The organism is Paraburkholderia sp., assembly GCF_047605525.1.
Classification (GTDB): domain Bacteria; phylum Pseudomonadota; class Gammaproteobacteria; order Burkholderiales; family Burkholderiaceae; genus Paraburkholderia.
Genome location: NZ_JASGFN010000022.1, coordinates 37,990 through 61,788, shown reverse-complemented (window position 1 = coordinate 61,788; position 23,799 = coordinate 37,990). Strand labels below are relative to the sequence as shown.

Below are 23,799 nucleotides of genomic sequence, written 5' to 3'. Positions count from 1 at the left end.
ATATACCTCGGCGACACCTATCGTGGTTGCTTTCAGCCACGAAGGTATCGTCATGAACGTTCTTCTCGTCTATGCGCACCCCGAACCCAGGTCGTTGAACGGGTCCCTGAAGGACTTTACCGTCCAGCATCTCGAACGCGCCGGGCATCGCGTGCAGGTGTCCGACCTGTACGCGATGAACTGGAAAGCCTCGCTCGATGCAGGCGACAGCCTCGAGCGGCACAGCAGCGAGCGCTTTTATCCGTCGCTCGAATCGAGGCATGCCTTCGAGAATGGCTTGCAAAGCGAAGACATCGCACGTGAGCAGCAGAAGCTGATGTGGGCGGATGCGGTGATCCTGCAGTTTCCGTTGTGGTGGTTTTCGATGCCGGCGATTCTGAAGGGCTGGGTGGAGCGCGTCTATGCGTATGGTCTTGCCTACGGTGTCGGCGAGCATTCCGATGCGCGCTGGGGCGAGCGTTACGGCGAGGGCCGCTTCGCGGGCAAGCGCGCGATGCTGGTCGTGACGACGGGCGGCTGGGAGTCGCACTACAGCGCGCGCGGCATCAACGGCCCGATCGACGACATCCTGTTCCCGATCCAGCACGGCATCCTCTATTACCCCGGCTTCGATGTGCTGCCGCCGTTCGTCGTCTATCGCACGGGCCGGGTCGACGATGCGAAGTACCTCGACGTTCGCGACGCGCTCGGGCAGCGTCTCGACGATCTATGGAACACGGCGCCGATCGCGTTCCGGCCACAAAACAGCGGCGCGTATGCGATTCCGGCGCTCACATTGCGGGACGATCTCGCGCCGGATCGGGTCGGCTTTGCCGCGCACGTCGAGGATGCCAGTGAAGTGAAGGCGTCTGAAACGGCCGTGATGTCCGATGCATGACTTGTCCGGTTGTTGCTCGATGACTGGAGCCTGACGGGATCGTATGTTTCGCTGAAATATGGTTGTAAGTCGCCGTTGCTAGAGTCGTCGGCGAAGATTTGCCGATGCATGCCGTAGCGTTTCATTCGGATGCCTGACAGCGAAGGAAGGCGCAAGAAAAGCGGGAGAGCGACCCACCATGAATCCAGTTCGTGCGTTCTGGCTCATTCTGATGCTGATCGCGTCGCCGGCGTGGGCGTTCCAGTTGCGGGTCGTCACGATTCCGAGCGCGGCGATGCATCGTTCGTTCGATGCGACCGTCGTGCTGCCGGATCAATACACGCGCGGCAACACGGCCGCGCGCTTTCCGGTCGTCTACCTGCTGCACGGCTCGGGCGGCGACTACACCGACTGGACCGCGAATTCGCATATCGGCAAACTGGCCGACCGCTATCACGTGATTCTCGTGATGCCCGACGGCGGGCACGAGAGCTGGTATATCGACAGTCCCGTCGATCCGCGCAGCCGTTACGAAACCTACGTCGGCACCGAAGTGGTGGCCTATGTCGACCAGCATTTCCGTACGATCGCCACGAAGCGTGCGCGCGCGATTACCGGCCTGAGCATGGGCGGCTTCGGCGCGTTGCGGATCGCGCTCGACCGGCCCGACGCATTCGGCGCGGCGGGCAGCATCAGCGGCGCGGTGGACCCGCGTGGCAGCGAGGACGAGCCGGGTATCGAGCGCGTGTTCGGCGATCCGTCGCGCGATGCCGACTTCTGGAACAGCGAGGCGATCGTCGCGAACGCGCAGGATTTCGGCCGCGAGCATATCGCGCTGACGATCGATTGCGGCGTCAACGACTCACTGGTTCAGTCGAACCGTCTGCTGCACGAACGGCTCGTCGAACTCGGCGTGCCGCACGATTACGCCGAGCGGCCCGGCGGCCACACGTGGAAGTACTGGTCGAACGCGGTGAAGTATCAGGTGTTGTTCTTTGCCGGCACGTTCCGACATGCGACGCGCGAAGCGAACGGCGCCGCGATCTGAGCGGCCGGCAATGCGAGGCGGGGCCGCTCAGTCGATTCCGTGAAACACCGCGTCGTCCGGGCCGAGATACGCGGGCGGACGCCACGCGGCATCGCGCATCGAATGCTGGACCAGTTTCTCGACACCGAGCAGCACCGCGAAAATTGCCATCCGCACCGGAATGCCGTTATCGGTCTGGCGGAAAATTGCGAGGCGCGAATCGTGATTGAGGTCGGTGCTCAGATCGTTCGCGCCGGGGCGACTGTCGCGCGGCAGCGGGTGCATGATCAGCGTATCGGCGCCGCAGACGGCGTCGACCAGCGCCTGGTTGATCTGGAAGTCCGGCGTATAGCCCTCGAACGATTCGTCGGTGAAGCGCTCTTTCTGGATGCGCGTCGCGTACACGACGTCGGCGCCGGCGAGGCCGGTGTGCAGATCGTGCGTCTGCTCGATCACATGACCGTTGCGCGAAATCTGCTCGATGATATAGCCCGGCATTTCGAGCATCGGCGGCGAGATCAGCGTGAACTTGATGCCGCGGTAGAGCGCGAGCAGCTTCACCAGCGAGTGCACGGTGCGTCCGTATTTGAGGTCGCCGACGAGCGCGATGTGCGCGCCGTCGACGATCTTGCCGAGCCGCGAGAACTCGCGCTGGATCGTGTACAGATCGAGCAGCGCCTGGCTCGGATGCTCGCCGGGGCCATCGCCGCCGTTGATCACCGGCACGTTGGTCGCGCGCGCGAATTCGGCCACCGAGCCTTGCTCCGGATGGCGGATCACCAGCGCGTCGACGTAGCCGCTCATCACGCGGCTCGTGTCGTAGATCGATTCCCCCTTGGCCATCGACGAAAACGTGAAGCCGGTCGTGTCGCACACCGAGCCGCCGAGCCGGCAGAACGCGGCGCCGAAGCTCACGCGTGTGCGCGTGCTTGCCTCGAAGAACAGGTTGCCGAGCACCGCGCCTTCGAGCACGCGCGAGATTTTGCGGCGTCGCGCGATGGGCTGCATGATGTCGGCGACCCGAAACAGCGCCTCGACCGCGTCGCGCGAGAACTGATCGACCGACAGCAGTTGCGGCTTGCCTTCGAACAGCATCTGGCTCGCGAGCGACTGCGAGTCTACGCTTTGCGTATATTTTTCGCCGGGCTCGGCGTTGACGACGATCTCCGACACGAAGCGCTCGACGATCTCCGGCATCGCCCGCGATTCCTGCGAGTCGTCCGGCAGCAGCCATGTGTCGAGCGCCCGGCGCGACACGCCGATGCGGCTCGCGAACGTGTCGCGCGTCATGTTCAGGCGACGCATCGCATCGCGTAGGAAGGCTTGCTGCGGAACGCTCATGAAGGCACCTGTCGGAAAGAGGGGGCGGCGGGAGTGCGATACGAAATGTACGCGGTGCGTATATTAGTTTCCCCGCTACGGAAGTCAAGCCTTTTTCACGCGAGGTTGTCGCGCGCGCCTGACGGGCGCCCCGTTGCGCGTCCGTCGCGGTTACACTGCCGTTCATGTACTCCGGCCCCACGTTCCGACTCCGTTCGTCGACTTCCGTCCGCGCCGCTCTTACGAGCGCGGCGGTCGCACGCGCGAACCGCCGCTCGAGCAACGCTGGCGCCAAAGCCAAAAAACAGCCGCTCATCTGACCGGGGCACGCTGTTCCGTCGTCAGATGTGCGACGGAACGACCGGTCGACCGCCCGCCTGCGGCTTTCTCCTGTTTTCTTCCTCGCACCGCTGAGCGGATTCGATACGGTCGTCATCGAGGTAGAAAAACATGTCTGATTTCTCGGGTATCTGGATTCCGCTGATCACGCCGTTCGCCGACGGCGCCGTCGATCACGCGGCGTTGCGCGCGCTCGTGCGCCGCTATGCCGACGCCGGCGTGGCCGGCCTCGTCGCGCTCGGCACCACCGGCGAGCCGGCCATGCTCGACGCCGCCGAACAGGATGCGGTGCTCGCGACGATTCTCGACGCCGCGCAGGCCACCGCCGGCACCGCCCGCACCGCCGACGCGCCGCAACGGCACGCGCTGCCGGTGCTGGTCGGCGTGTCCGGCAATCACACGGCGAGCATGCGCGCGCGGATCGAGCAACTGAATGCACTGCCGCTCGCGGGCCTGCTGATCGCCGCGCCGTACTACATCCGGCCCGCGCAGGAGGGGATCGTCGCGCATTTCAGCGCACTCGCCGACGCCAGCGCGCATCCGGTCGTGCTCTACGACATTCCGCAACGCACCGGCGTGCGGCTCGAACCCGGCACGTTGCTGACGCTCGCCGCGCATCCGCGGATTCGCGCGATCAAGGATTGCGCCGGCTCGCTCGACACGACGCTCGCGCTGATTCGCGATGGCCGCCTGCAGGTGCTCGCGGGCGACGACCTCGCGATCTTCAATACGTTGTGCGCGGGTGGCAGCGGGGCGATCGCCGCATCCGCGCATTGGCGGCCGGAGCGTTTCGTCGCGCTGTATCGCGCGTTGGCCGAGGGGCGGCTCGCTGAAGGCCGGCGGATTTTCCATGCGCTCGTGCCGCAGATCCAGCTCGCGTTCGCCGAACCGAATCCTGCGCCGGTGAAGGCATTGCTCGCGGCCGAAGGCTGGATCCGCAACGAACTGCGCATGCCGATGACGCGCGCAAGCGCGGCGTTGACCGGGCAGCTTGTGGCGCTGGTCGAGCGCGCATGAAGCGATGCAGGTGAAGCGCGGACCACCGCATGCCGCCCGCGCGTCGCGTCGGATCGTAGGCAGCTCTCAGTCCGGGCGGCTCAGCGCGAAGCCTTCGTCGAGCCAGCCGGTGATGCCGCCCGCCATCAGCTTGACGGGCCGCCCCAGTTGCGCGAGCCGCAGTGCGCCGCGTGCCGCGCCGTTGCAATGCGAGCCGGCGCAATACGTGACGAATAGCGTGTCCGGTGCATACGCGGCCAGCTTCGACTCGACGATCTTGCCGTGCGGCAGATTCAGCGCGCCCGGCACGTGGCCTTGCGCGAACAGCGCGGGGCTGCGCACGTCGAGCAGCACGAAGCCGGGCGCGCCACTCGCGAGCGCGGCGTGGACGTCCGCGCAATCGGTTTCGAATTGCAGCGATGCGCGAAAGTGCGCGAGCGCGGCGGCGCTGTCGGCGGCGGGGGTCGCGGTGACGGCGTTGGTGGCGGGGCTGGCAATGGACATGGCGGAGCGCGGTGGCAAGGTTGATCGGATTATGTGTCGCGCGAGTCAGGCGATTCGATTGATTGTGCCGCCCACGCTGCCACCGGGTAAGTGGCGTAATCGTCAATCTCCGGTAACATCGCGCCATGCAAAACCATCTCGTCGTCGCGCTGGCTTACGACCGGCTCTGCACCTTCGAATTCGGCTGCGTGACCGAACTGTTCGCGCTCGAGCGTCCTGAACTCGGCGTGCCGTGGTATCGCTTCGCGGTCTGCGCGGCAGAGCCGGGGCCGATTCGCGCGGCGGGCGGCATCACCATCGCCGCGCCTCATAAGCTGACACTGCTTGCGCGCGCCGACACGATCGTGATTCCGGGCTGGCGCGACGCGGACGAAGTGCCGCCCGCCGCGCTGCTGAAAAAAATCCGCGCGGCGTACGAGCGCGGCGCGCGGCTCTGTTCGATCTGCTCGGGCGTGTTCGTGCTCGCGGCGGCCGGCGTGCTCGACGGCAAGACCGTCACGACCCACTGGCGCTATGCGGACAAATTGCAGCAGCGCTATGCGCAACTGCGCGTGCGGCCCGATGCGCTGTATGTCGACGAAGGGCAGGTCATCACGTCGGCGGGGTCGGCGGCCGGGCTCGACATGCTGCTGCATCTGGTCCGGCGCGATCACGGCAGCGCGGTCGCAAATCGCGTCGCGCAACGGCTCGTGGTGCCGCCGCATCGCGAAGGCGGTCAGGCGCAATTCGTGCCGCGCCCGGTGCCACCCGACGAAAGCGGCCGCCTCGCGAAGCTGATGGACTGGGTGCGCGGCCATCCGGCCGAGCCGCATACGCTGCACTCGCTCGCCGGGCGCGCGGCGATGAGCCCGCGCACGCTGCAACGGCAGTTTCGCGACGCGACCGGCATGGGGCCTTATGAGTGGCTGCTGCGGGAGCGCGTCGCGTTTGCGCGCGAACTGCTCGAAGCGCCGGCGGCCATGCCGATGGCGCGGGTCGCCGAACTCGCGGGCTTCGGTTCGGAAGAGTCGTTGCGGCGGCATTTCCGCCGGATTGCGTTGACGAGTCCGGGCGCGTATCGGCGCAAGTTCGGGGTGCCGGAAGCGGGGTGACCGCGTGGGTGTGCATTTGTCGGCCGACTCATCGCATATCGGGTTTGCCGCGATCTGGTCGCGACACATCCGCCGCGCTTATCATGCAAACGGTCGTGCATGAATGCACAGCGCGCCGAGGTCATGGAAACCATGTAGGCCGCCGAAGTCACGCAACGCAGCGCTCATTCAACGGAGCACCTATGTCCGACATCGCGAAGATCATCGCCGGTTTCAACGCCGGCCGCGACCCCGAACGGCTCGCGATGAAATACAAGGCCATGCGCGGCTCGCCGTTCGTGTTCCTGCGCGGCACCTGTCATCTGTTCTATGAACGGTTGCCGCGCGCGAAGGTGCTCGACGATGCGCCGACGGTGTGGATCTGCGGCGACATGCACTTCGAGAACTTCGGCAGCTACAAGGCCGACAATCGCCTGATCTACTTCGACAACAACGATTTCGACGAAGCCTGTCTCGCGCCGGCCCTGTACGAACTCGTGCGTTTGCTGACGAGCGTGCTGGTCGGCGCGGCCGATCTGAAGCTGAGCCGCGCGCAGGCGCTCGCGTTGTGCCACACCGCGCTCGACGCGTACGGCGCGGCGCTCGCGTTCGGCAAGTCGCGCTGGATCGAAGCGGAAACCGCGACCGGCATGGTGCGCGATCTGTTCGACGCGCTCGCGAGCCGCACGCGCGCCGCGCATCTCGACCGGCGCACGGTGCTCAAGGGCAAGACTCGCGTGCTCAAGATCGACGGCAAGAAGGCGCTGCCGGTGAGCGACGAACGGCGCGCGGCCGTCATGCAGTTCATGCAGCAATTCGCGGCGGCTGAGCCGAATCCCGAGTTCTATCGCACGCTCGATGTCGCGCGGCGCATCGCCGGCACCGGGAGCCTCGGCGTCGATCGTTACGTGATCCTGGTCGAAGGCAAGGGTTCGCCGGACGGCAACTACCTGATCGATCTGAAGGAAGCGCTGCCGTCGTCGGTCAGCCCGCGCGTGCGCGTGGCGCAGCCGCAATGGCAGACCGACGCGCAGCGCGTCGTCGAAGTGCAACGGCGCAATCAGGCGGTGTCGCAGGCGTTTCTGCACGCGGTCGATTTCAACGGACGTTCGTATGTGCTGCGCAGTCTGCAGCCATCGGAAGACCGCGTCGCGCTCGCCGACTGGGACGGCAAGTTGCCGCGGCTGGAGGAAGTGATCAACAGCATGGCCGAGTTGAGCGCGTGGGCGCATCTGCGCAGCGGGGGGCGGCAGAAGTCGGCGATCGCCGATGATCTGATCGCGTTCGGCAATCGGCGCGACTGGCAATTGCCATTGATCGATCTTGCGACCCAATGCGAGAAGCAGGTGACGGCGGACTGGAAGGCGTATTGCGATGCGTATGATCGCGGAGCGTTTGATTTGACGGGAAAGGGGTGAGTGGGGAATGCTGCCGGCGCGGCAGGATCGGCGCCGGGCCACATATTGGCTACGATCGGGCTTCCCTGATACGTGATCAGCAGTTGAGTTTCGCGCATCGCCGGATTGGCGGCCTGCCACGCGAGCACGGCGTTGAGCGTGGCGGTCGTCGACCTGACGACGTCGACGCCGACCGGATGCCGTTCCGCCCGGTAACTGTCGGGCAATACGGGACTTGCGAGGACTTTCGCGACATGTGCGAGTTTCCACACAAGATTGTGCGCATCTTGCAGGCCCGTGTTCATACCTTGGCCGCCCACAGGAGGATGAATGTGCGCGGCGTCGCCGGCAATGAACACCCGGCGACACGGACCGATTCAGGTCGGGCCGCGCGCGCTTGTCGATTTCCATGCGAATCGTTCGTCGTATCGATGGACCGATCGGGTCCATCGATCTGGAGAACTTCATGCGCAAGCTCACCGTTTCCACTTTCATCAGTCTGGATGGCGTCACTCAGGGCCCCGGCGGGGCACGAGAAGATCCCAGCGGCGAATTCCGCCTGGGTGGCTGGATCGTTCCCTACGCGGACGAAGCCGTCGGCCAGCACGTGCAGGATCTGCTCGCGCAGCCGTTCGAGTTGCTGCTGGGGCGTCGCACCTACGACATATTCGCGTCGTACTGGCCGCATGTATCGGCCGACTCAGGCAGCCGCGCGATTGCCGATCTGTTCAACCGCGTACCCAAGCACGTGGCCACGCATCGATCCGGCGCCCTTGACTGGCATAACAGTCATGCGCTCGTAGGCGATCTTGTCGACGCGATACGCGCGCTTCAACGTCAGGACGGCGCGGATCTGCTGACTTTCGGCAGCGGCGACATGGTGCGCCAGTTGCTCGCAGCCGGCCTTGTGGACGAGCTTTGTTTTCTGATTTATCCCGTCATGCTGGGGCGCGGCAAGCGCCTGTTCGGCGACGACGCATTGGCATCGGCTTTCACGCTGACGCATTCGACGAGCACGCCGGGCGGCGTGCTGATTACCCGCTATCTGAGAAGCGGTGAGGTGCGGACAGGGGAGTTCGAATAGGAGCAGCAAGCAGGAGCGGCAAGCAGGAGCAGCGAGCGGATGATAGCGGTGGAGCGTCAGGCGAAACTCGCCACCGCGATCTCGCGCAAGAGACGGTAAACCCCGCGTAAGCGCTTTGTCGCTTCGAATCCTGACTGGGCGTCTCAAACGCGGCGTCTCGAACCAGGTATCCCAATAGTCGGGTTGGTGTCGGACTAGTTAGGGGTATACATGGATTAGGAGGCGCAACCGCGTTGCACTAACATTTTTTTCGGTACCGCACGGCGCATCTCGAGCGCTTCCGAATCGGGGTTGCACATCTCCACGCCCCAGTCCCGCGCTGTCCAGCGCACTCCCGGTGCCGTCCAGCATCTGCACGCGATCGACGCGACGTCGACCACATCGACCAACGAAGAAAAGAACCGGAGGAAGAGATGGCACAGCAACGGGATGAAGACCAGGAACACAGCAGCAACGGTTTCAGCGCGGCGCGGCGGGGGCTGATGCAGGGCGCGGGATTGGGCGCGGCGCTTTCGCTGATGGGCGCGCTAGGCGGCGCGGGCGGGTTGATCGGCACCGCGCAGGCGGCGGAGGCCGCTTTCCCCGCGCACAAGAAGTGGAAGATCGTGTTCGTCAATCACGTCACCACCAACCCGTTCTTCGTGCCCACGCAGTACGGCATTCAGGATGCCTGCTCGCTGCTCGGCATGGATTATCAGTGGACCGGTTCGGCCACGTCGGATGCGGGCGAAATGGTCCGCGCCGTGAACTCGGCGATCGCCGCGAAGGCCGACGCCATCGCGGTGCCGATCGTCGATCCGAGCGCTTTCGACAAACCGATCCAGGCCGCGCTCGACGCCGGCATTCCGGTGTTCGCCTATAACGCCGACGCACCGCGCGGCAAGAAGAATCCGCGCCTCGCCTATATCGGGCAGGACCTGTATCTGTCGGGCTATCAGATGGGCGAGCGCATCGTGAGCCTCATCGACAGCGGCATGGTCGCGCTGTTCATCGCGACGCCGGGGCAGCTCAACATCCAGCCGCGCCTGGACGGTGCGAGCGACGCCATCAAGAAGTCCGGCAAGAAGATCGACATCCAGACCGTGGCCACGGGCGCGACTGTCAACGAGGAGCTTTCGAAGATCAAGTCGTTCTACCTCGGCCACCAGGACCTGAAAGGCATGTTCGCCGTGGACGCGGGCAGCACCCAGGGCGTCGCGCAGGTGATGAAGGAATCGAACCTGCCCTCGAAGGGCGTGCATGGCGGCGGCTTCGATCTGCTGCCCACCACGGTGCAGCTCATTCACGAAGGCTTCCTCGACTTCACGATCGACCAGCAGCCGTACGTGCAGGGTTTCTATACGGTGATGCAGGCGTTCGTGACGCTGGCCTCCGGCGGCCTGGTCGGCCCGGCCGATACCAATACCGGCCTGAAATTCGTGACGAAGGAGACCGTCGAGCCGTACCTCAATACCTCGACGCGCTATGAAGGCAAGACCACCAAGCCGCAAATCGTTCCGATGAACGGCGCAATCCGGTCGTAATGGATACAGTGAACGACACCAGCAAGATCGAAGCGGCCCGCGCGCCCCGGCGCGCGAGCATTTCATTCGCATCGCACTGGGCGGCCGAGCTGCGCATCCTGCTCGTGGCCGTGCTGCTGGCCGCCTACTTCGAATTCGCCAACCACGATTTCCTGCTCACCAACGCGAGCCTCGTCAACCTCTCGCAGTTCATCGCGCCGGTTGCGATTATCGCGTTCGGCGAAATCATGCTGATGATCGGCGGCGACATCGATCTCTCGGCGGGCATGGTGTTCGCATTCGCGCCGTTCATGATGGTGTTCGCGAACGACGCGGGCGCACCCATGTGGCTCGCCGTGATCGCGGGGCTCGTGGCCGCGGCGATCATCGGTTTCGTGAACGGCGCGGTGACGGTGTGGCTGCGGCTGCCTTCGTTCGTCACCACGCTCGGCACGCTGTTTCTGATCAACGGCATCACGCTCACCGTCTCGCGCGGCACGCCCGCTCCCACGCCGGGGTCTCCCGCGTTCTCCGCGTTCATGGGCGCGTGGGGCTACAGCGAGATCATCTGGACGCTGGCGATCGCTTTCGCGATGCACGTGCTCCTGCGGCATACGCGCTGGGGTCTGCATACGCAGGCCGCGGGCGCGAATCCAGTCGGCGCGAGCGAGGCCGGCATTCACGTGAACCGGCTGCGCCTCGGCAACTTCATCCTCGCCGCGGTGCTCGCGGGCTTCACCGGCATGCTCGAAGCGTTTCGCATTACCTCGATCGATCCGCAGGCGGGCGGCAACCAGATCATGTTCCTCGCGGTGGCCGCCGCCGTGATCGGCGGCACGCCGCTCACGGGCGGCTCGGGCACCATCGTGGGCGGGCTCATCGGCGCGGCGGTGCTCGGCATTCTCAACGACGGCTTCACGCTGATCGGCATCAACGCGTTCACGTTCAACATTATTCTCGGCGCCGCGATTCTGGCGGCGATGATCTTCAACATCCACGTCGGGCGCATTCGCCGCAAGGGAGGGCGCTGATGGACGAATCGCAGGCTTCCTTTCCGGGCGCGAATGCCACGCCCGATGCGCCGCTCGCGCTGCGCGGCGAAAGTCTCGTCAAACGTTTCGGCGCGGTGACCGCGCTCGATGGCGTTTCGCTCACGCTCGGCAAGGGCGAAATTCTGGGCGTACTCGGCGACAACGGCGCGGGCAAGTCCACGCTCGTCAAGATCCTCACCGGCTTTCATCAGCAAACGGGCGGCACGCTCTATGTCGACGGCCAGGAGACGCTGCTGCGCTCGGTCGATCATGCGCGTTCGCTCGGCATCGAATGCGTGTATCAGGATCTCGCGCTCGCGAATTCGCTGAGCATTTACCACAACATGTTCCTGAACCGCGAGATCGTGCGGCGCGGCCCGTTCAGGCTGCTCGACCACAAGCAGATGCGCGAGCGCGCGGCGCAATGCCTCGACGATATCGGCGTGCACGTGCCTTCGGTGGATTTGCCCGTGGAGCGCCTTTCGGGCGGCCAGCGCCAGGCGATCGCCGTGGCGCGCGCCGTGCATTCCAATGCGAAGATTCTGCTGCTCGACGAGCCGCTTGCCGCGATGGGCGCGCGCGAAGCGGGGCTCATCATCGACTTGCTGATGCGCCTGAAGGAAAAAGGCGGCCTGTCCATCATCATGATCATGCACAACTATGCGCAGACGCTCGACATCGCCGATCGCATCATGTTGATGCAGCGAGGCCGCGTGACCTACGAGCAAAAGAGCGCGCTGACTTCGGTGGCGGAGCTGATGGATATCGTGCGGCGGGAATACCGGGCAATGCGCACCGCCGGCGCGCATTGAGATGGCCGGGCAGCGCCAGCCGCCCGGACCATTGCTGGGATGACTTGCTGTGCTGAAACAAAACGAAGCCCGCTGCAAGAAGCCCCATGACGATCCGCTGGGATTCTGAGGAAGCCCACCCGCAAGCCCTCCGGAAGCCGCTATCCAACCCCTCTCGATGCACCCCGCATCCTCTCGTTCCGCGTGCCGGGAAAGCCCCGGACAAACCCTGATTGCTGCCAGGAATTGCCCGCTGCTATCGTTCGCTGGTTTGTGTGGAAGCGCTTCCACTTGCGAGTTCACAACTGCTTCGCGGCAGGCTCGAACGGCGGCGCGACGATTTCCGCCACACCCGGTTCAACGACCTCAGCGCAGGAGAGAATCCGTGGAAAACGACGCATCCGCAGTCATCGACGCCATCTCGCCGCGATCTCACGGGGACCCGCATACCGACCCGTTCACGCCGCCCGCCGATTCGTCGCTGTGGCGCAAGGATTTCCTGCTCGGCGCGGCTACCGCGTCGTACCAGATCGAAGGCGCGGTCAACGAAGACGGCCGTCTGCCGTCGATCTGGGACACGTTCTCGGCGACGCCGGGCAAGGTGCTGGCCGGCGACACCGGCGCCGTCGCGTGCGATCACTACCATCGCTGGGAGGAGGACGTCGAACTGCTCGCGGGACTCGGCCTCGAAGCGTACCGGCTGTCGGTTGCGTGGCCGCGCGTGATGGATGCCGGCGGCGTGCCGAACCGCAAGGGCCTCGACTTCTACAAGCGCCTGCTCGGGCGTTTGCGGGAGAAGGGCATCAAGACCTTCGTCACGCTCTATCACTGGGACTTGCCGCAGCATCTCGAGGATCGCGGCGGCTGGCTCAATCGCGAAACCGCGTACCGTTTCGCCGATTACGCGGATCTGATGAGCCGCGAGCTGCACGGCATGGTCGATGCATGGGCGACGCTCAACGAGCCGTGGTGCTCCGCGTATCTCGGCTACGGCAACGGCCATCACGCGCCGGGACTCGCGAACGTGCGCTTCGCAACGCAGGCGATGCATCATCTGCTGCTCGCGCACGGTCTCGTGCTTCCGGTGCTGCGCGCGAACGATCCGCGCTCGCGCAAGGGCATCGTCGCGAACGTCGGGCGCGGCACGCCGGATAGCGACAGCGCCGCCGACCGCCGCGCGGCCGAACTGTTCGAAGTCCAGCACAACGCGTGGATTCTCGATCCGCTGTTCAAGGGCGAGTATCCGCAATCGTTGTTCGAACTATGGCCGGGCACCGAGCCGCTCGTGCTCGACGGCGACATGCAAGCCATTGCCGCGCCGCTCGATTTTCTCGGCATCAACTATTATTTCCGCACGAATGTCGCGAGCGATGGCGTGCATGGTTTCAGGGACGTGCCGCTCGCGGACGTCGAGCGCACGCAGATGGGCTGGGAGGTCTACCCCGACGGCCTGCGCGATCTGCTGACCGGCTTCAAGGCCGGCTACGCCAATCTGCCGCCGATCTACATCACCGAAAACGGCATGGCGTCGAACGACCAGGTGGTCGACGGCCGCGTCGAGGACCCGCAACGCATCTCGTTCCTCAAGCGCCATCTCGCCGCGGTCGATCAGGCGATCAAGGCCGGCGTCGACGTGCGTGGCTATTTCCTGTGGTCGCTGATGGACAACTTCGAGTGGGCGTTCGGCTACGAGCGGCGCTTCGGCATCGTGCATGTCGATTACGACACGCAGAAGCGCACGCTCAAGCACAGCGCCGAGCTGGTGGCGAAATTCCTGAAAGAGCGCGACGCGCTCGCGTGAAGGCATGAAGCGGTGCGCGTCAGACCGTGCAACCCGGGCAACCCGATTCAGGCAACACAACAACGACAACACAACAGGCGCCGCATCGCGCGGCGCACACGACGACGTAAAAAGGGTGGAGCGGGTGTGTCTTTCGACCCGATGACCTGGTGACCTGATACACGGGCGGCACGCCCGGAGGAGACGGAATGAACAGCAGCAGAATGGTCTTGCGAGGCGTGGTTGCGGCACTGGCGCTGTATGGCGCCGTCGCGCAGGCGGAGCCGCTTAAGGCCAACGTGATTCACTGGTGGACCTCGGGCGGCGAATCGGCCGCGATCCGCCAGTTTGCCGATGCGTACAACAAGGCCGGCGGCCAATGGGTCGACAACGCGGTCGCCGGCGCCGATCAGGCGCGCGCCACCGCGATCAACCGCATCGTCGGCGGCGATCCGCCTACCGCCGCGCAGTTCAATACGTCGAAACAGTTTCACGACCTGATCGATCAGGGGCTGTTGAACAACGTCGACGACGTCGCCGCGAAAGAAAACTGGAATACGATCTTCCCGCAGTCGATTCTCGACAGCATCAAGGTGAAGGGCCATTACTACGCCGCGCCGGTCGACATCCATATGCCGGCCTGGTTCTTCTACTCGAAGCCGGTGTTCCAGAAAGCCGGCATCACGAGCGAGCCGAAAAGCTATGACGAATTCATCGCCGATCTCGGCAAGCTGAAGGCCGCGGGCGTGATTCCGCTCGCGTTCGGCGGCCAGCCGTGGCAGGAGAAGATCACGTTCGACGCGGTGCTCGCCGACGTCGGCGGCCCGGACCTGTATATGAAGGTCTATCGCGATCACGACGTGAACGCGGTGAATTCCGATGCGTTCAGGAAGGTGCTCGTGTCGTTCAAGCGGCTGCGCGATTTCGTCGATCCGGGCTCGCCGGGCCGCAACTGGAACGACGCGACCGCGCTGGTGACGTCGGGCAAGGCCGGCGTACAGATCATGGGCGACTGGGCCAAGGGCGAATTTGTCGCGGCCAACCAGACCGCGGGCAAGGACTTCGGCTGCTTCCCCGGCTTTGGTCCGCATTCGCCGTATCTGGTCGCGGGCGACGTGTTCGTGTTCCCGAAGACCGACAACGCGTCGGCGATCAAGGCGCAGAACCTGCTCGCCACGGTGATGACCTCGCCGTCCGCGCAGGTCGCGTTCAGCGCGAAGAAGGGCTCGATTCCGATCCGCCCTGACGTCGACGCGGCCAGCCTCGACGTGTGCGCGAAGGAGGGCATCGCGATCATGAAGGACAAGTCGCGTCAGTTGCCGAATCCGGAAATGCTGCTCTCGCCCGATATGCAGGGGGCGCTGACTGACGTCGTGACGAACTTCTGGAACAGGAACCAGTCGGTCGACGACGCGCAGAAAGCGTTCGCCAGCGCATTGAAGGGCTAGGGCGCCGCCATGCACGCGCTCAAGATGCCGGCCGCCGGTCAGAAGTCGCACAATCAGCCGCATAACCAGCCGCACGGCAAACCGCATCACAAACCGCTGAAGCGGCGCTTTTCGATCGCGGTCTGGCTGGCCCTGCTGCCGATGATCCTGACCGTCGTGTGCGCGTACCTCGGCACGATGGTCTGGACCGCGCGCGTGTCGCTCAGCAATTCGCACACGTTTCCGTCGAACGACTTCGCGGGCTTCACGCAGTACGCGCGGCTGTTCCACAACGACCGCTGGCTCGTGTCGCTGCAGAACATCGTGATCTACGGCGCGTGCTTCATCGTCGCGTGCATGGTGATCGGTTTGCTGCTGGCGATTTTCATCGATCAGCGGGTGGTCGCCGAAGGCGTGTTGCGCACGGTGTTTCTGTATCCGTACGCGATGTCGTTCGTCGCGACCGGGCTCGTGTGGCAATGGATCCTCAACCCGGAACTGGGCGCGCAGCAGGTGTTGCACCGGCTCGGCTTCACGCATGCGCGCTTCGACTGGATCGTCGATCAGGACTGGGTCATCTATACGATCGTGATCGCGACCGTGTGGCAGGCGTCGGGCCTCGTGATGGCGCTGCTGCTCGCGGGCTTGCGCGGCATCGACGAAGAGCTGTGGAAGGCCGCGCGCATCGACGGCATTCCACGCTGGCGCGTGTACGCGAGCATCGTCGTGCCGATGCTCGGGCCGTCGATTTCGACCGCGTTCGTGCTGCTGTTCGTGATGGTCGTGAAGCTCTACGACGCGGTCGTCGCGATGACGCAGGGCGGCCCCGGCACCGCCAGCGAAGTGCCGGCCAAATTCATCATGGACTATCTGTTCGGACGCGCGAACATCGGCCTCGCGTCGGCGGCGTCGATCGTGCTGCTCGCGACGGTGCTCGCGATTCTCGCGCCGTTCTTCCATGCGCGCAGCCGCGCGGCACTGCGCGGGGAGAGGTGATGAACACGCTCAATACTTCGTTCAACGGCGGCCCGCCAGACCGCGCGGGTCGCGCACGTCCACGGCCGCGCCGCTCGGCGTTTTCGCCGGCGCGCGTCGGCATCTACGCGTTTCTGCTGAGCGCGGCGGTGTTCTTCCTGCTGCCGCTCTATGTGATGCTGGTCACGTCGGTCAAGCCGATGAGCGAGATCCGGCTCGGCAATCTGCTCGCGTTTCCCACGCATTTCACGCTCGACGCGTGGAGCGCCGCCTGGCAATCCGCGTGCACCGGGCTCGACTGCAACGGCATTCGCGTCGGCTTCTGGAACTCGGTGCGCATCGTCGTGCCGAGCACGATTTTCTCGATCGTGGTCGGCGCGGTGAACGGCTATGCATTGTCGTTCTGGCGGCCGCGCGGCGCGGGCGTGCTGTTCGGGGTGTTGCTGCTCGGCGCGTTCATTCCGGTGCAGGTGATGGTCTATCCGCTCGTGCGCGTGCTCGCGAGCGTGCATCTGTTCAGCTCGCTGCCGGGCATCGTCGTGATTCATACGATCTTCGGCATGCCGGTGATGACGCTGCTGTTCCGCAACTACTACGCATCGATTCCGCAGGAGCTGTTCAAGGCCGCGCGCATCGACGGCGGTAGCTTCTGGCGCATCTTCTTCCAGTTGATGCTGCCGATGTCGACGCCGATCATCGTCGTCGCACTGATCATGCAGGTCACGAATATCTGGAACGACTTCATTCTCGGCCTCGTGTTCGCGGGCACGAAGAACCTGCCGATGACGGTGCAACTGAACAACATCATCAACACGACGACCGGCGAGCGTTTGTACAACGTCAACATGGCCGCGACGATTCTGACGTCGATGGTGCCGCTCGCGGTCTACTTCATTTCGGGCCGCTGGTTCGTGCGCGGCATTGCGTCGGGCGCCGTCAAGGGGTAGGGCATGGCAAACATCGCTAATACGATCGACGCGGCCGCTGTGCCGGGCGCAAGCGCCGACACTGACGCCGACGCCGCGGCGCTCACGCATCCCGCCAATGTGGCGATCCGTAATCTGACGATTCGGCTCGGCTCGAACACCGTCATCGAGAATCTCGATCTCGACGTGCTCGCCGGCGAATTCGTCGTGCTGCTCGGCCCGTCGGGTTGCGGCAAGTCCACGCTGCTGCATGGCATCGCGGGGCTGATCGACGTCAGCGACGGCAGCATCGAGATTGCCGGCGAAGACATGACGTGGGCGGACCCGAAGGACCGCCGCATTGCGCTCGTGTTCCAGTCGTACGCGCTGTATCCGACGATGAGCGTCGAGCGCAACCTGTCGTTCGCGCTGCGCATCAACGGCACCCCGAAGGCGGAAATCGCGCGGCGCGTCGCGCGCGCGTCCGAAATGCTGCAACTCGGATCGCTGCTCGAGCGCAAGCCGGCGCAGCTTTCCGGCGGACAGCGGCAGCGCGTCGCGATCGGCCGCGCGATCGTGCGCGAAGCCGACGTGTTCCTGTTCGACGAGCCGCTGTCGAATCTCGACGCGAAGCTGCGCACCGAGCTGCGCCGCGAACTGAAGCAACTGCATCGACGGCTCGGCGCGACGATGATCTACGTGACCCACGATCAGGTCGAGGCGATGACGCTCGCAACCCGCATGGCCGTGATGCGCGGCGGCGTGATCCAGCAGTTCGGCACGCCGGCCGAGGTCTACACGCGGCCGAACAATCTGTTCGTCGCGACGTTCCTCGGCTCGCCCGCGATGAATCTGCTGAAGGGCACGCTCGAGTTGCGCGACGGCGCGGTGCACTTCCGCTCCGCGCACCTGCGGCTCGACGTGTCCGCGTATGCGTTCAAGGCCGCACCCGCGCAAGGACTGCCGTGCGTGCTCGGCGTGCGGGCCGAAGACGTGCGCGTCGATGCAAACGGGGGCGCGGGCGCTGGCACCGGCGCTGGCACGAGCGGCGCGGAGTGCGCAAAAGTTTCGCTGATGGAGCCGATGGGCAACCACCGGGTGATCTGGCTCGACTATCATGGCGAACAGATCGCGTCGATCGATCAGACCAGAACGCCGGTTGCCGAAGGCGGCACCGTGGCGTTTTCGCTCGACGCCGCGCATGTCTCGCTGTTCGACGAAGCGGGCGGCGCGCGCCTGTAACGCCGCAGCGCGCACGTGCGCCGCGGCTCGTCGACACAAGGCTTGATGGAGAACCGCGTGGCAACACTCAAGGATGTCGCGGAACTGGCCGGCGTGGGCATGTCGACCGCCTCACGAGCCATTTCCGGTAAAGGACCGGTTTCAGCCGATGCCGCGGCCCGCGTGAAGGCGGCGATCGAGGCGCTGAACTTCCGCCCGTCGTCGATCGGCCGGGCGATGGCGACGCAGCAACTCGGCATCATCGGTATTTTCGTGCCGACGTTTTTCGGCTCCTACTATGGCACGATCCTGAAGCAGACCGACACCGAGCTGCGCGCGGTGCGCCGCCACGTGGTGGTCGCGACCGGTTGCGGGGAAGTGTCGCCGCGCGAGCAGGCGATCGAGGCGGTGCGCTTCCTGATCGGCCGCGATTGCGACGGCGTCGTCGTGATCAGCCACGATCTGCACGACGAAGACCTGATCATGCTGCACGGCATGCATCCGAAGATGGTGTTCCTCAATCGCGCGTTCGAGCAGTTGCCGGACGCGTCGTTCTGCGCGGACCACCGGCGCGGCGGCGAACTGGCGGCGCGCACGCTGCTCGACTTCGGGCATCGCGACATCGCGGTGATTTCGGGGCCGTCCACCGCGTCGGACAACCTGATGCGGATCGAAGGCTTTTTCGCCGAACTGGCGCGCGCCGGCATCGCGCGCGACGACGTCACGCTGATCGAATCGGACTTCTCGCCCGAAGGCGGCTATGCCGCCGCGCAGACGCTGCTCGATTCGAAGCGGCGCGTGACGGGTCTGTTCTGCGCGAACGACACGATGGCGGTCAGCGTGCTCGCGCGCTTTCATCAGGCGGGCATCTCGGTACCGAACGATATGTCCGTGATCGGCTACGACGACGATTACTCGGCCGCGTATGCGGCGCCCGGACTCACGTCGGTTCATATTCCGACCGCGGAGCTGACGCGGAACGCGGTGCGCTGGCTGATCAACCGGTGCTACCGGACCACGTGGGAGATTTTTCGCGAGTTTCCGGTGAGCGTGACGATGCGCGAGTCGGTGGGATCGGTGGCCGGCATGAAGAAGAGGGCGCCGGGGGCAGCGTGATAGAAACGGTTTTCTTCTAACCCGCTGGCGTCGGCTGTGATCTTTTTAGAAGACTGTTGTAATCCTTTGCAATAGTGCTTTGCGTTTTCCCTCATTTAATTCGTTCTGAATTTCTTTAAACTTGCCGGTAACAATTTGTTACGGGGTGAGTGATGTTGGCTATCTTCCTGATCGCCTGTCCGATCTGTATCGCTGCGCTGTTCGGTTTTGCGCGGCATGTGGATCCACAGACAGGCCAGTTCAAACGTTAAATTCTTAAGCCGGTTCTTCCCTGCGGAAACGCCGGGAAGAACCTCGCGTATGGTCAGCTTTTAGTTAGTTTCCAGATGAGCGGCCATTCGATTTCTTTCGATAAGCTTTCTGTTTTCCATTTCCCGAGATAACCCCCCGGCCATTTATCAAGTCTTGCCTTTGCGTGCCGACTCGCGGCACGATGCGCGATAACCTAAGGTTTTGAGGGCACTATCGCGTATGCGAGATTTTCTGGAGCAGAAGGGGGCACGCATCGGCGTGCTGAAGGGCGTTCTTCCGTTGAGCCGGGTCGCGGCGGCGCGCGATGCGCTGGCCGGCGTGCAGCTTGCGTCGATGGATATTCCGCAGGTGCTCGGCTACGCGCGCATTGCCGGCATGCCCGCCGTCACGGGGCTTTACACCGCTTTCCTGCCGCTCGTCGCGTTCGCGTTTTTCGGCGCGTCGCGGCATCTGGTCGTCGCGGCCGACTCCGCCACCGCCACTATTTTCGCGAGCCGTCTGTCGACGATGGCGCCTGCGTCGAGCGCCGACTATGCCGCGCTTGCCGCGATGGTCGCGCTTCTGACCGCCGCGTTGCTGCTCGTCGCGCGCATCTTCAAGCTTGGTTTTCTCGCCGATTTCCTGTCGCGTACCGTGCTGGTCGGCTTTCTCGCCGGCGTCGGCGTGCAGGTCGGCATCGCGATGCTCGGCGACATGGTCGGCGTGTCGGGACACGCGGCGCGCAGCGTCGATCAATTGCTGCTGGTCGTGCGCGACGCCGCGCGGATTCACCCGCCGACGCTCGCGATTTCGGTGCTCGTCGTGGTCGCGATTCTCGTGTGCAAACGTTTCTGGCCGCGCCTGCCGGTGCCGTTGATCGTGGTCGTCGCGGGCATTGTCGCCAGCGACGTGCTCGGCTTCGCGGCCCACGGCATTTCGATTCTCGGACCTGTCGAGGGCGGACTGCCGCCGTTGCGCGTCCCGTCGGTGACGTGGCAGCAGATGCTCGACCTGATGCCGGTCGCCGCGTCCTGCTTCGTGATGATCGTCGCGCAAAGCGCCGCCGCGAGCCGCGTGTTCGCCGAGCGTTACCACGAACCGGTCGATATCGACGCGGACCTGCTCGGCATCGCGGCGGCCAACGCGGCGGCGGCGTTCTCGGGGGCGTTTGTCGTCAACGGCAGCCCGACGCAGACCGCGATGGCCGATCGCGCCGGCACGCGCAGCCAGTTTGCGCAGCTCGTGTTCGCGGCGGTCGTCGTCGTGGTGCTGCTGTTTTTCAGCCGCTATCTGCAGTACCTGCCGCACTGCATCCTCGCGAGCATCGTGTTTACGATCGCGGTCGGCCTCGTCAATCTGCGGACGCTGTTCGCGATCCGCCGCGAAAGTCCCGGTGAATTCGCGCTGGCCGTGTTCACCGCGGCGGCGGTCGTGCTGATCGGCGTCGAGCACGGCATTCTGGTGGCGGTCGCGTTGTCGCTACTGCGTCACGTACGGCACAGCTACCGGCCGCACACGATGGTGCTCACCCCCGGCGACGACGGCACGTGGGTGCCGGTGCCGGCCGTGCCCGGCATCGAGACCGCGCCGGGGCTGATCGTCTATCGCTTCGGCGCCGACCTGTTCTACGCGAACGATCACTTTTTCGCCGACGACACGCGCCGCCTGATCGATCACGCGCCGAGCGCGGTGCGCTGGTTCGTGGTCGACGCGAGCGCGATCACCGATCTCGACTATTCGGCGGCGCGCTCGGTGGGCGAGCTGTGCGCGTCGCTCAAGCACGGCGGCATCGAGGTGATTTTCGCGCGTGTGAACCGGTATCTGCGCTCCGATATGGAGCGGCACGGGATCACGCCGATTGTCGAGGAGCGCTGTATTTTCGGCACGCTGCACGAGGCGTTGCTGGCGGTTGGGGTCGAGAAGCCGCATGAGCAGGTGAAGGGGGCGCTGTAGGGCGCGCCGTAGCGGACGGACGGCGCGCCGACGCCGCACCTAGCGCGGCGCCGCGTCGTCCGCGAAAAAATAGCCGATGAAAAAGCACACGCCCGCGACCGCGATACCGAGCACCGCGACGGTATAGGCGAGCCTGACGCCGTGCCACAGACTGTCGAACCATTGGTGAAGCTGGGCCATCAGCACCGCCGCATTGCCGCCGATTTGCTGTAGCTCGATCTGGTAGCGCGGATCGACCATGCCGTACATCGCGACTGCTTTATCCGGCGGCGGCGCGCTCGCATAGATGAGCGCGGCGGCGATGAAGCCGGCGAGCAGGATCGCCGTGCCGGTGAAATAGAGCCGCTTCTGCAGCGGCGAGCGGTGGGTCGACGGGGGTGTTTCGTTGTCTTTGCCGGTCATCGTTTGTGTAGGGGCGCGCTGGCTGGCCGTTCCTGGAGCGATGGCGCCAGTATCGCAGAGCGGCGGCAAATCCGGCCGGACCGCAAGCCACGCGCTAGTTTTTCGACGTCAGCAGCTTGAGCCCGGCAATCCCGAACATGACGGCGAGCGAGCCGTCGAGCCAACGCCGGATCGCCGTATAGATGCGCCGGGCGGACGCGGTGGAAAACAGCACCGCGTAGCTGCTGAACACCGTCGCGCCGATCACCATGCAGCCGAGCACGACCGGCATCACGTGTGCCGCGCCGTGTACCGGCGACATCGCGAGCGACACGATCGACAGCCACACCAGCACCGCCTTCGGATTGGTCAGATGCAGCAGCAGGCCGCGCAGATAAAGCCGCCTGAGCGGTTCGTCGGCTTGCGCCGCGCTCGCGGCCGGCTGGCCGGCGCCGAGTGCCGAGCGCGCGGACTTGAAACCGAGCCACAGCAGATACAGGCCGCCCGCGATCCGGATCGTGACGAGGCATTGCGAGTAGCTGGCGAGCATCGCCGACAAACCGAGCGACGCGAGCAGCGCCCACGAGAACGAGCCCGACACCACGCCGAGTGCGAACATGAGCGCGGCGCGCCGGCCCGAGCTCATGGCGAGCGACATGATGGCGAGATTGCTCGGTCCGGGGCTCGCGGTGCCGACGAAATAGGCGCTGTAGGCGATCAGGACATCGGCGGTGAGCAGCGGGCTGGCGATCATGGCGGGAAGAAGTGAGGGCGACGGAACGCGCGAGATGATGTGAGATGGCGCGCAAGCGCCGATTCTGCGCGCCGCGACGCGCAACGCACAGATACAGTTGCCCGTGCGTATGGCAGGACAATCGGTGCGCGGTTCACCGGCGCGAATGCCGCCGATCCGATCCGCGCCGCTGCATCCGCGCGCTCACGGCCGATTGTGTGAGCCCGATGCGCGCGCCCGCGCCGGAAAACGTGCCGTACTGGCTGACGGCGATGAAGGTCTTCAGTTCGCCGGGCATGATCGATTGATCGATTTTCGTGTTGGTCAGATCAAATATATATCGTTTCTCAGCATTTTTATTTATGGTTAAACTTGGCCCGACAATCATCCCTACATATTCACCAGCGAGTCTTTCACCATGAGCGTTGCCGACACCGTTTTGCCGCCGTTCCATCTGGCGTTTCCTGTTCATAGCCTCGCCGCCGCGCGCGAGTTTTACGGCGAACTGCTCGGTTGTCCGGAAGGGCGCAGCTCGGAAGCGTGGATCGATTTCAATTTCTACGGCCATCAGATCGTCGCGCACCTCGCGCCGGACGAAATCGGCCATCGTCATACGAGCAAGGTCGACGGCGACGCGGTGCCGGTGCGCCACTTCGGCGCGGTGCTGTCGATGGAGCAATGGCAGGCCGCCGCGGACAAACTGCAGAAGGCCGGCATCGAATTCATCATCGAGCCGCACGTGCGCTTCAAGGGCGAGGTCGGCGAGCAGGCGACGATGTTCTTCCTCGATCCGTCGGGCAATGCGCTCGAGCTCAAGGCATTCGCCGATATGTCGTCGCTGTTCGCCAAATAAGCGCCGACCGCGCCGCTACCAAACAGGCGAATAATTGCAGATGACAAGGCCGGTCAACCGCGCGGGTTGACCGGCCTTTTTTGTGAGCGCATGCATGCAGATCGCCGCTTCGCGCGAATCAATCCGAAAGCATGTTTCACAATATTTCGCGCAGAGCCGCGCGGCGCCTCGGCAAACGTTCCATTAACTGCGGTTAACTTGATTCAACAAACGTTTGCATATCGGCAAACAGGCGATAAACCCGCGACGCCTCACGCATCGCCAAAAACTCCCCATCTCCTTACAACTACCTTCCTGACAATTTCGC

General features: G+C 64.7%; 21 protein-coding genes and 2 pseudogenes. 17 read left to right on the top strand and 6 right to left on the bottom strand.

All coding sequences use genetic code 11. From position 1 onward, the window contains the following. Window positions 1-52: 52 nt before the first annotated feature. The gene (locus tag QM685_RS27300; protein WP_415121302.1) at window positions 53-877 is read left to right on the top strand and encodes an NAD(P)H-dependent oxidoreductase; all 825 of its coding nucleotides are present in this window, start codon (window positions 53-55) and stop codon (window positions 875-877) included. A gap of 178 nt (window positions 878-1,055) precedes the next feature. Beyond that, window positions 1,056-1,904 (top strand): alpha/beta hydrolase, encoded by an 849-nt coding sequence (locus QM685_RS27295; protein ID WP_415121301.1) that lies wholly within the window; start codon window positions 1,056-1,058, stop codon window positions 1,902-1,904. A gap of 27 nt (window positions 1,905-1,931) precedes the next feature. Here the strand turns inward: QM685_RS27295 and QM685_RS27290 are convergent, their stop codons facing one another. After that, the gene (locus tag QM685_RS27290) at window positions 1,932-3,224 is read right to left on the bottom strand and encodes an aspartate carbamoyltransferase (RefSeq protein WP_415121299.1); all 1,293 of its coding nucleotides are present in this window, start codon (window positions 3,222-3,224) and stop codon (window positions 1,932-1,934) included. A 429-nt stretch (window positions 3,225-3,653) separates the two neighbouring features. On the opposite strand from QM685_RS27290, the gene dapA reads away from it, so the two are divergent. Then, window positions 3,654-4,559: a 4-hydroxy-tetrahydrodipicolinate synthase gene (gene dapA / locus QM685_RS27285; RefSeq protein ID WP_415121297.1), complete on the top strand. Its 906-nt coding sequence runs from the start codon at window positions 3,654-3,656 to the stop codon at window positions 4,557-4,559. A 66-nt stretch (window positions 4,560-4,625) separates the two neighbouring features. Here the strand turns inward: dapA and QM685_RS27280 are convergent, their stop codons facing one another. Then, a complete protein-coding gene (locus QM685_RS27280; protein ID WP_415121295.1) occupies window positions 4,626-5,042 on the bottom strand; it encodes a rhodanese-like domain-containing protein in 417 nt (138 codons plus the stop codon). 125 nt (window positions 5,043-5,167) lie between these two features. On the opposite strand from QM685_RS27280, the gene ftrA reads away from it, so the two are divergent. Beyond that, window positions 5,168-6,133 (top strand): transcriptional regulator FtrA, encoded by a 966-nt coding sequence (gene ftrA / locus QM685_RS27275; RefSeq protein WP_415121293.1) that lies wholly within the window; start codon window positions 5,168-5,170, stop codon window positions 6,131-6,133. Window positions 6,134-6,315: 182 nt separating this feature from the next. After that, entirely contained in the window at window positions 6,316-7,530 is a 1,215-nt protein-coding gene (locus tag QM685_RS27270; RefSeq protein ID WP_415121291.1) for a DUF2252 domain-containing protein, read from the top strand. A 161-nt stretch (window positions 7,531-7,691) separates the two neighbouring features. Here QM685_RS27270 and QM685_RS27265 read toward each other — a convergent pair. Further along, window positions 7,692-7,868, bottom strand: a pseudogene (locus QM685_RS27265) (FAD-dependent monooxygenase); the annotation flags it as partial. 107 nt (window positions 7,869-7,975) lie between these two features. Here QM685_RS27265 and QM685_RS27260 point away from each other — a divergent pair. From QM685_RS27260 to QM685_RS27210, 11 genes are all read left to right on the top strand, one after another. Beyond that, window positions 7,976-8,593, top strand: a complete 618-nt coding sequence (locus tag QM685_RS27260) for a dihydrofolate reductase family protein (RefSeq protein ID WP_415121289.1) — start codon at window positions 7,976-7,978, stop codon at window positions 8,591-8,593. Window positions 8,594-9,006: 413 nt separating this feature from the next. Then, a complete protein-coding gene (locus QM685_RS27255; protein ID WP_415121287.1) occupies window positions 9,007-10,116 on the top strand; it encodes a sugar ABC transporter substrate-binding protein in 1,110 nt (369 codons plus the stop codon). Continuing rightward, a complete protein-coding gene (locus QM685_RS27250; protein ID WP_415121285.1) occupies window positions 10,116-11,126 on the top strand; it encodes an ABC transporter permease in 1,011 nt (336 codons plus the stop codon). Before QM685_RS27255 ends, QM685_RS27250 begins: the two co-directional genes overlap by 1 nt. Then, on the top strand, window positions 11,126-11,938 hold the full coding sequence (locus tag QM685_RS27245) for an ATP-binding cassette domain-containing protein (RefSeq protein ID WP_415121283.1): 813 nt from the start codon (window positions 11,126-11,128) through the stop codon (window positions 11,936-11,938). The genes QM685_RS27250 and QM685_RS27245 overlap by 1 nt, the downstream gene beginning before the upstream one ends. A 364-nt stretch (window positions 11,939-12,302) precedes the next feature. Then, the gene (locus QM685_RS27240; RefSeq protein WP_415121281.1) at window positions 12,303-13,718 is read left to right on the top strand and encodes a GH1 family beta-glucosidase; all 1,416 of its coding nucleotides are present in this window, start codon (window positions 12,303-12,305) and stop codon (window positions 13,716-13,718) included. A 188-nt stretch (window positions 13,719-13,906) separates the two neighbouring features. Next, window positions 13,907-15,145, top strand: coding sequence for an ABC transporter substrate-binding protein (locus QM685_RS27235; RefSeq protein ID WP_415121279.1), 1,239 nt, complete (start codon window positions 13,907-13,909; stop codon window positions 15,143-15,145). 9 nt (window positions 15,146-15,154) lie between these two features. Continuing rightward, a complete protein-coding gene (locus QM685_RS27230) occupies window positions 15,155-16,120 on the top strand; it encodes a carbohydrate ABC transporter permease (RefSeq protein ID WP_415121277.1) in 966 nt (321 codons plus the stop codon). Further along, the gene (locus tag QM685_RS27225) at window positions 16,120-17,046 is read left to right on the top strand and encodes a carbohydrate ABC transporter permease (RefSeq protein WP_415121275.1); all 927 of its coding nucleotides are present in this window, start codon (window positions 16,120-16,122) and stop codon (window positions 17,044-17,046) included. The genes QM685_RS27230 and QM685_RS27225 overlap by 1 nt, the downstream gene beginning before the upstream one ends. A 3-nt stretch (window positions 17,047-17,049) precedes the next feature. Next, window positions 17,050-18,246, top strand: coding sequence for an ABC transporter ATP-binding protein (locus tag QM685_RS27220; protein WP_415121273.1), 1,197 nt, complete (start codon window positions 17,050-17,052; stop codon window positions 18,244-18,246). Between the two features lie 45 nt (window positions 18,247-18,291). Further along, window positions 18,292-19,341 (top strand): substrate-binding domain-containing protein, encoded by a 1,050-nt coding sequence (locus QM685_RS27215; RefSeq protein ID WP_415121418.1) that lies wholly within the window; start codon window positions 18,292-18,294, stop codon window positions 19,339-19,341. A 471-nt stretch (window positions 19,342-19,812) separates the two neighbouring features. Further along, on the top strand, window positions 19,813-21,525 hold the full coding sequence (locus tag QM685_RS27210; RefSeq protein WP_415121271.1) for a SulP family inorganic anion transporter: 1,713 nt from the start codon (window positions 19,813-19,815) through the stop codon (window positions 21,523-21,525). Between the two features lie 39 nt (window positions 21,526-21,564). On the opposite strand, the gene QM685_RS27205 is transcribed toward QM685_RS27210, so the two are convergent. From QM685_RS27205 to QM685_RS27195, 3 genes and pseudogenes are all read right to left on the bottom strand, one after another. Next, window positions 21,565-21,927: a hypothetical protein gene (locus tag QM685_RS27205; protein WP_415121269.1), complete on the bottom strand. Its 363-nt coding sequence runs from the start codon at window positions 21,925-21,927 to the stop codon at window positions 21,565-21,567. A gap of 94 nt (window positions 21,928-22,021) precedes the next feature. After that, window positions 22,022-22,660 carry a LysE family translocator gene (locus QM685_RS27200; RefSeq protein WP_415121267.1) on the bottom strand — a complete coding sequence of 213 codons (639 nt, stop codon included), beginning with the start codon at window positions 22,658-22,660 and terminating at the stop codon, window positions 22,022-22,024. Between the two features lie 166 nt (window positions 22,661-22,826). Beyond that, window positions 22,827-23,003 (bottom strand): annotated as a pseudogene (locus QM685_RS27195) (helix-turn-helix domain-containing protein); the annotation flags it as partial. 54 nt (window positions 23,004-23,057) lie between these two features. Here QM685_RS27195 and QM685_RS27190 point away from each other — a divergent pair. Then, window positions 23,058-23,492, top strand: a complete 435-nt coding sequence (locus QM685_RS27190) for a VOC family protein (RefSeq protein WP_415121265.1) — start codon at window positions 23,058-23,060, stop codon at window positions 23,490-23,492. Window positions 23,493-23,799 lie beyond the last annotated feature (307 nt).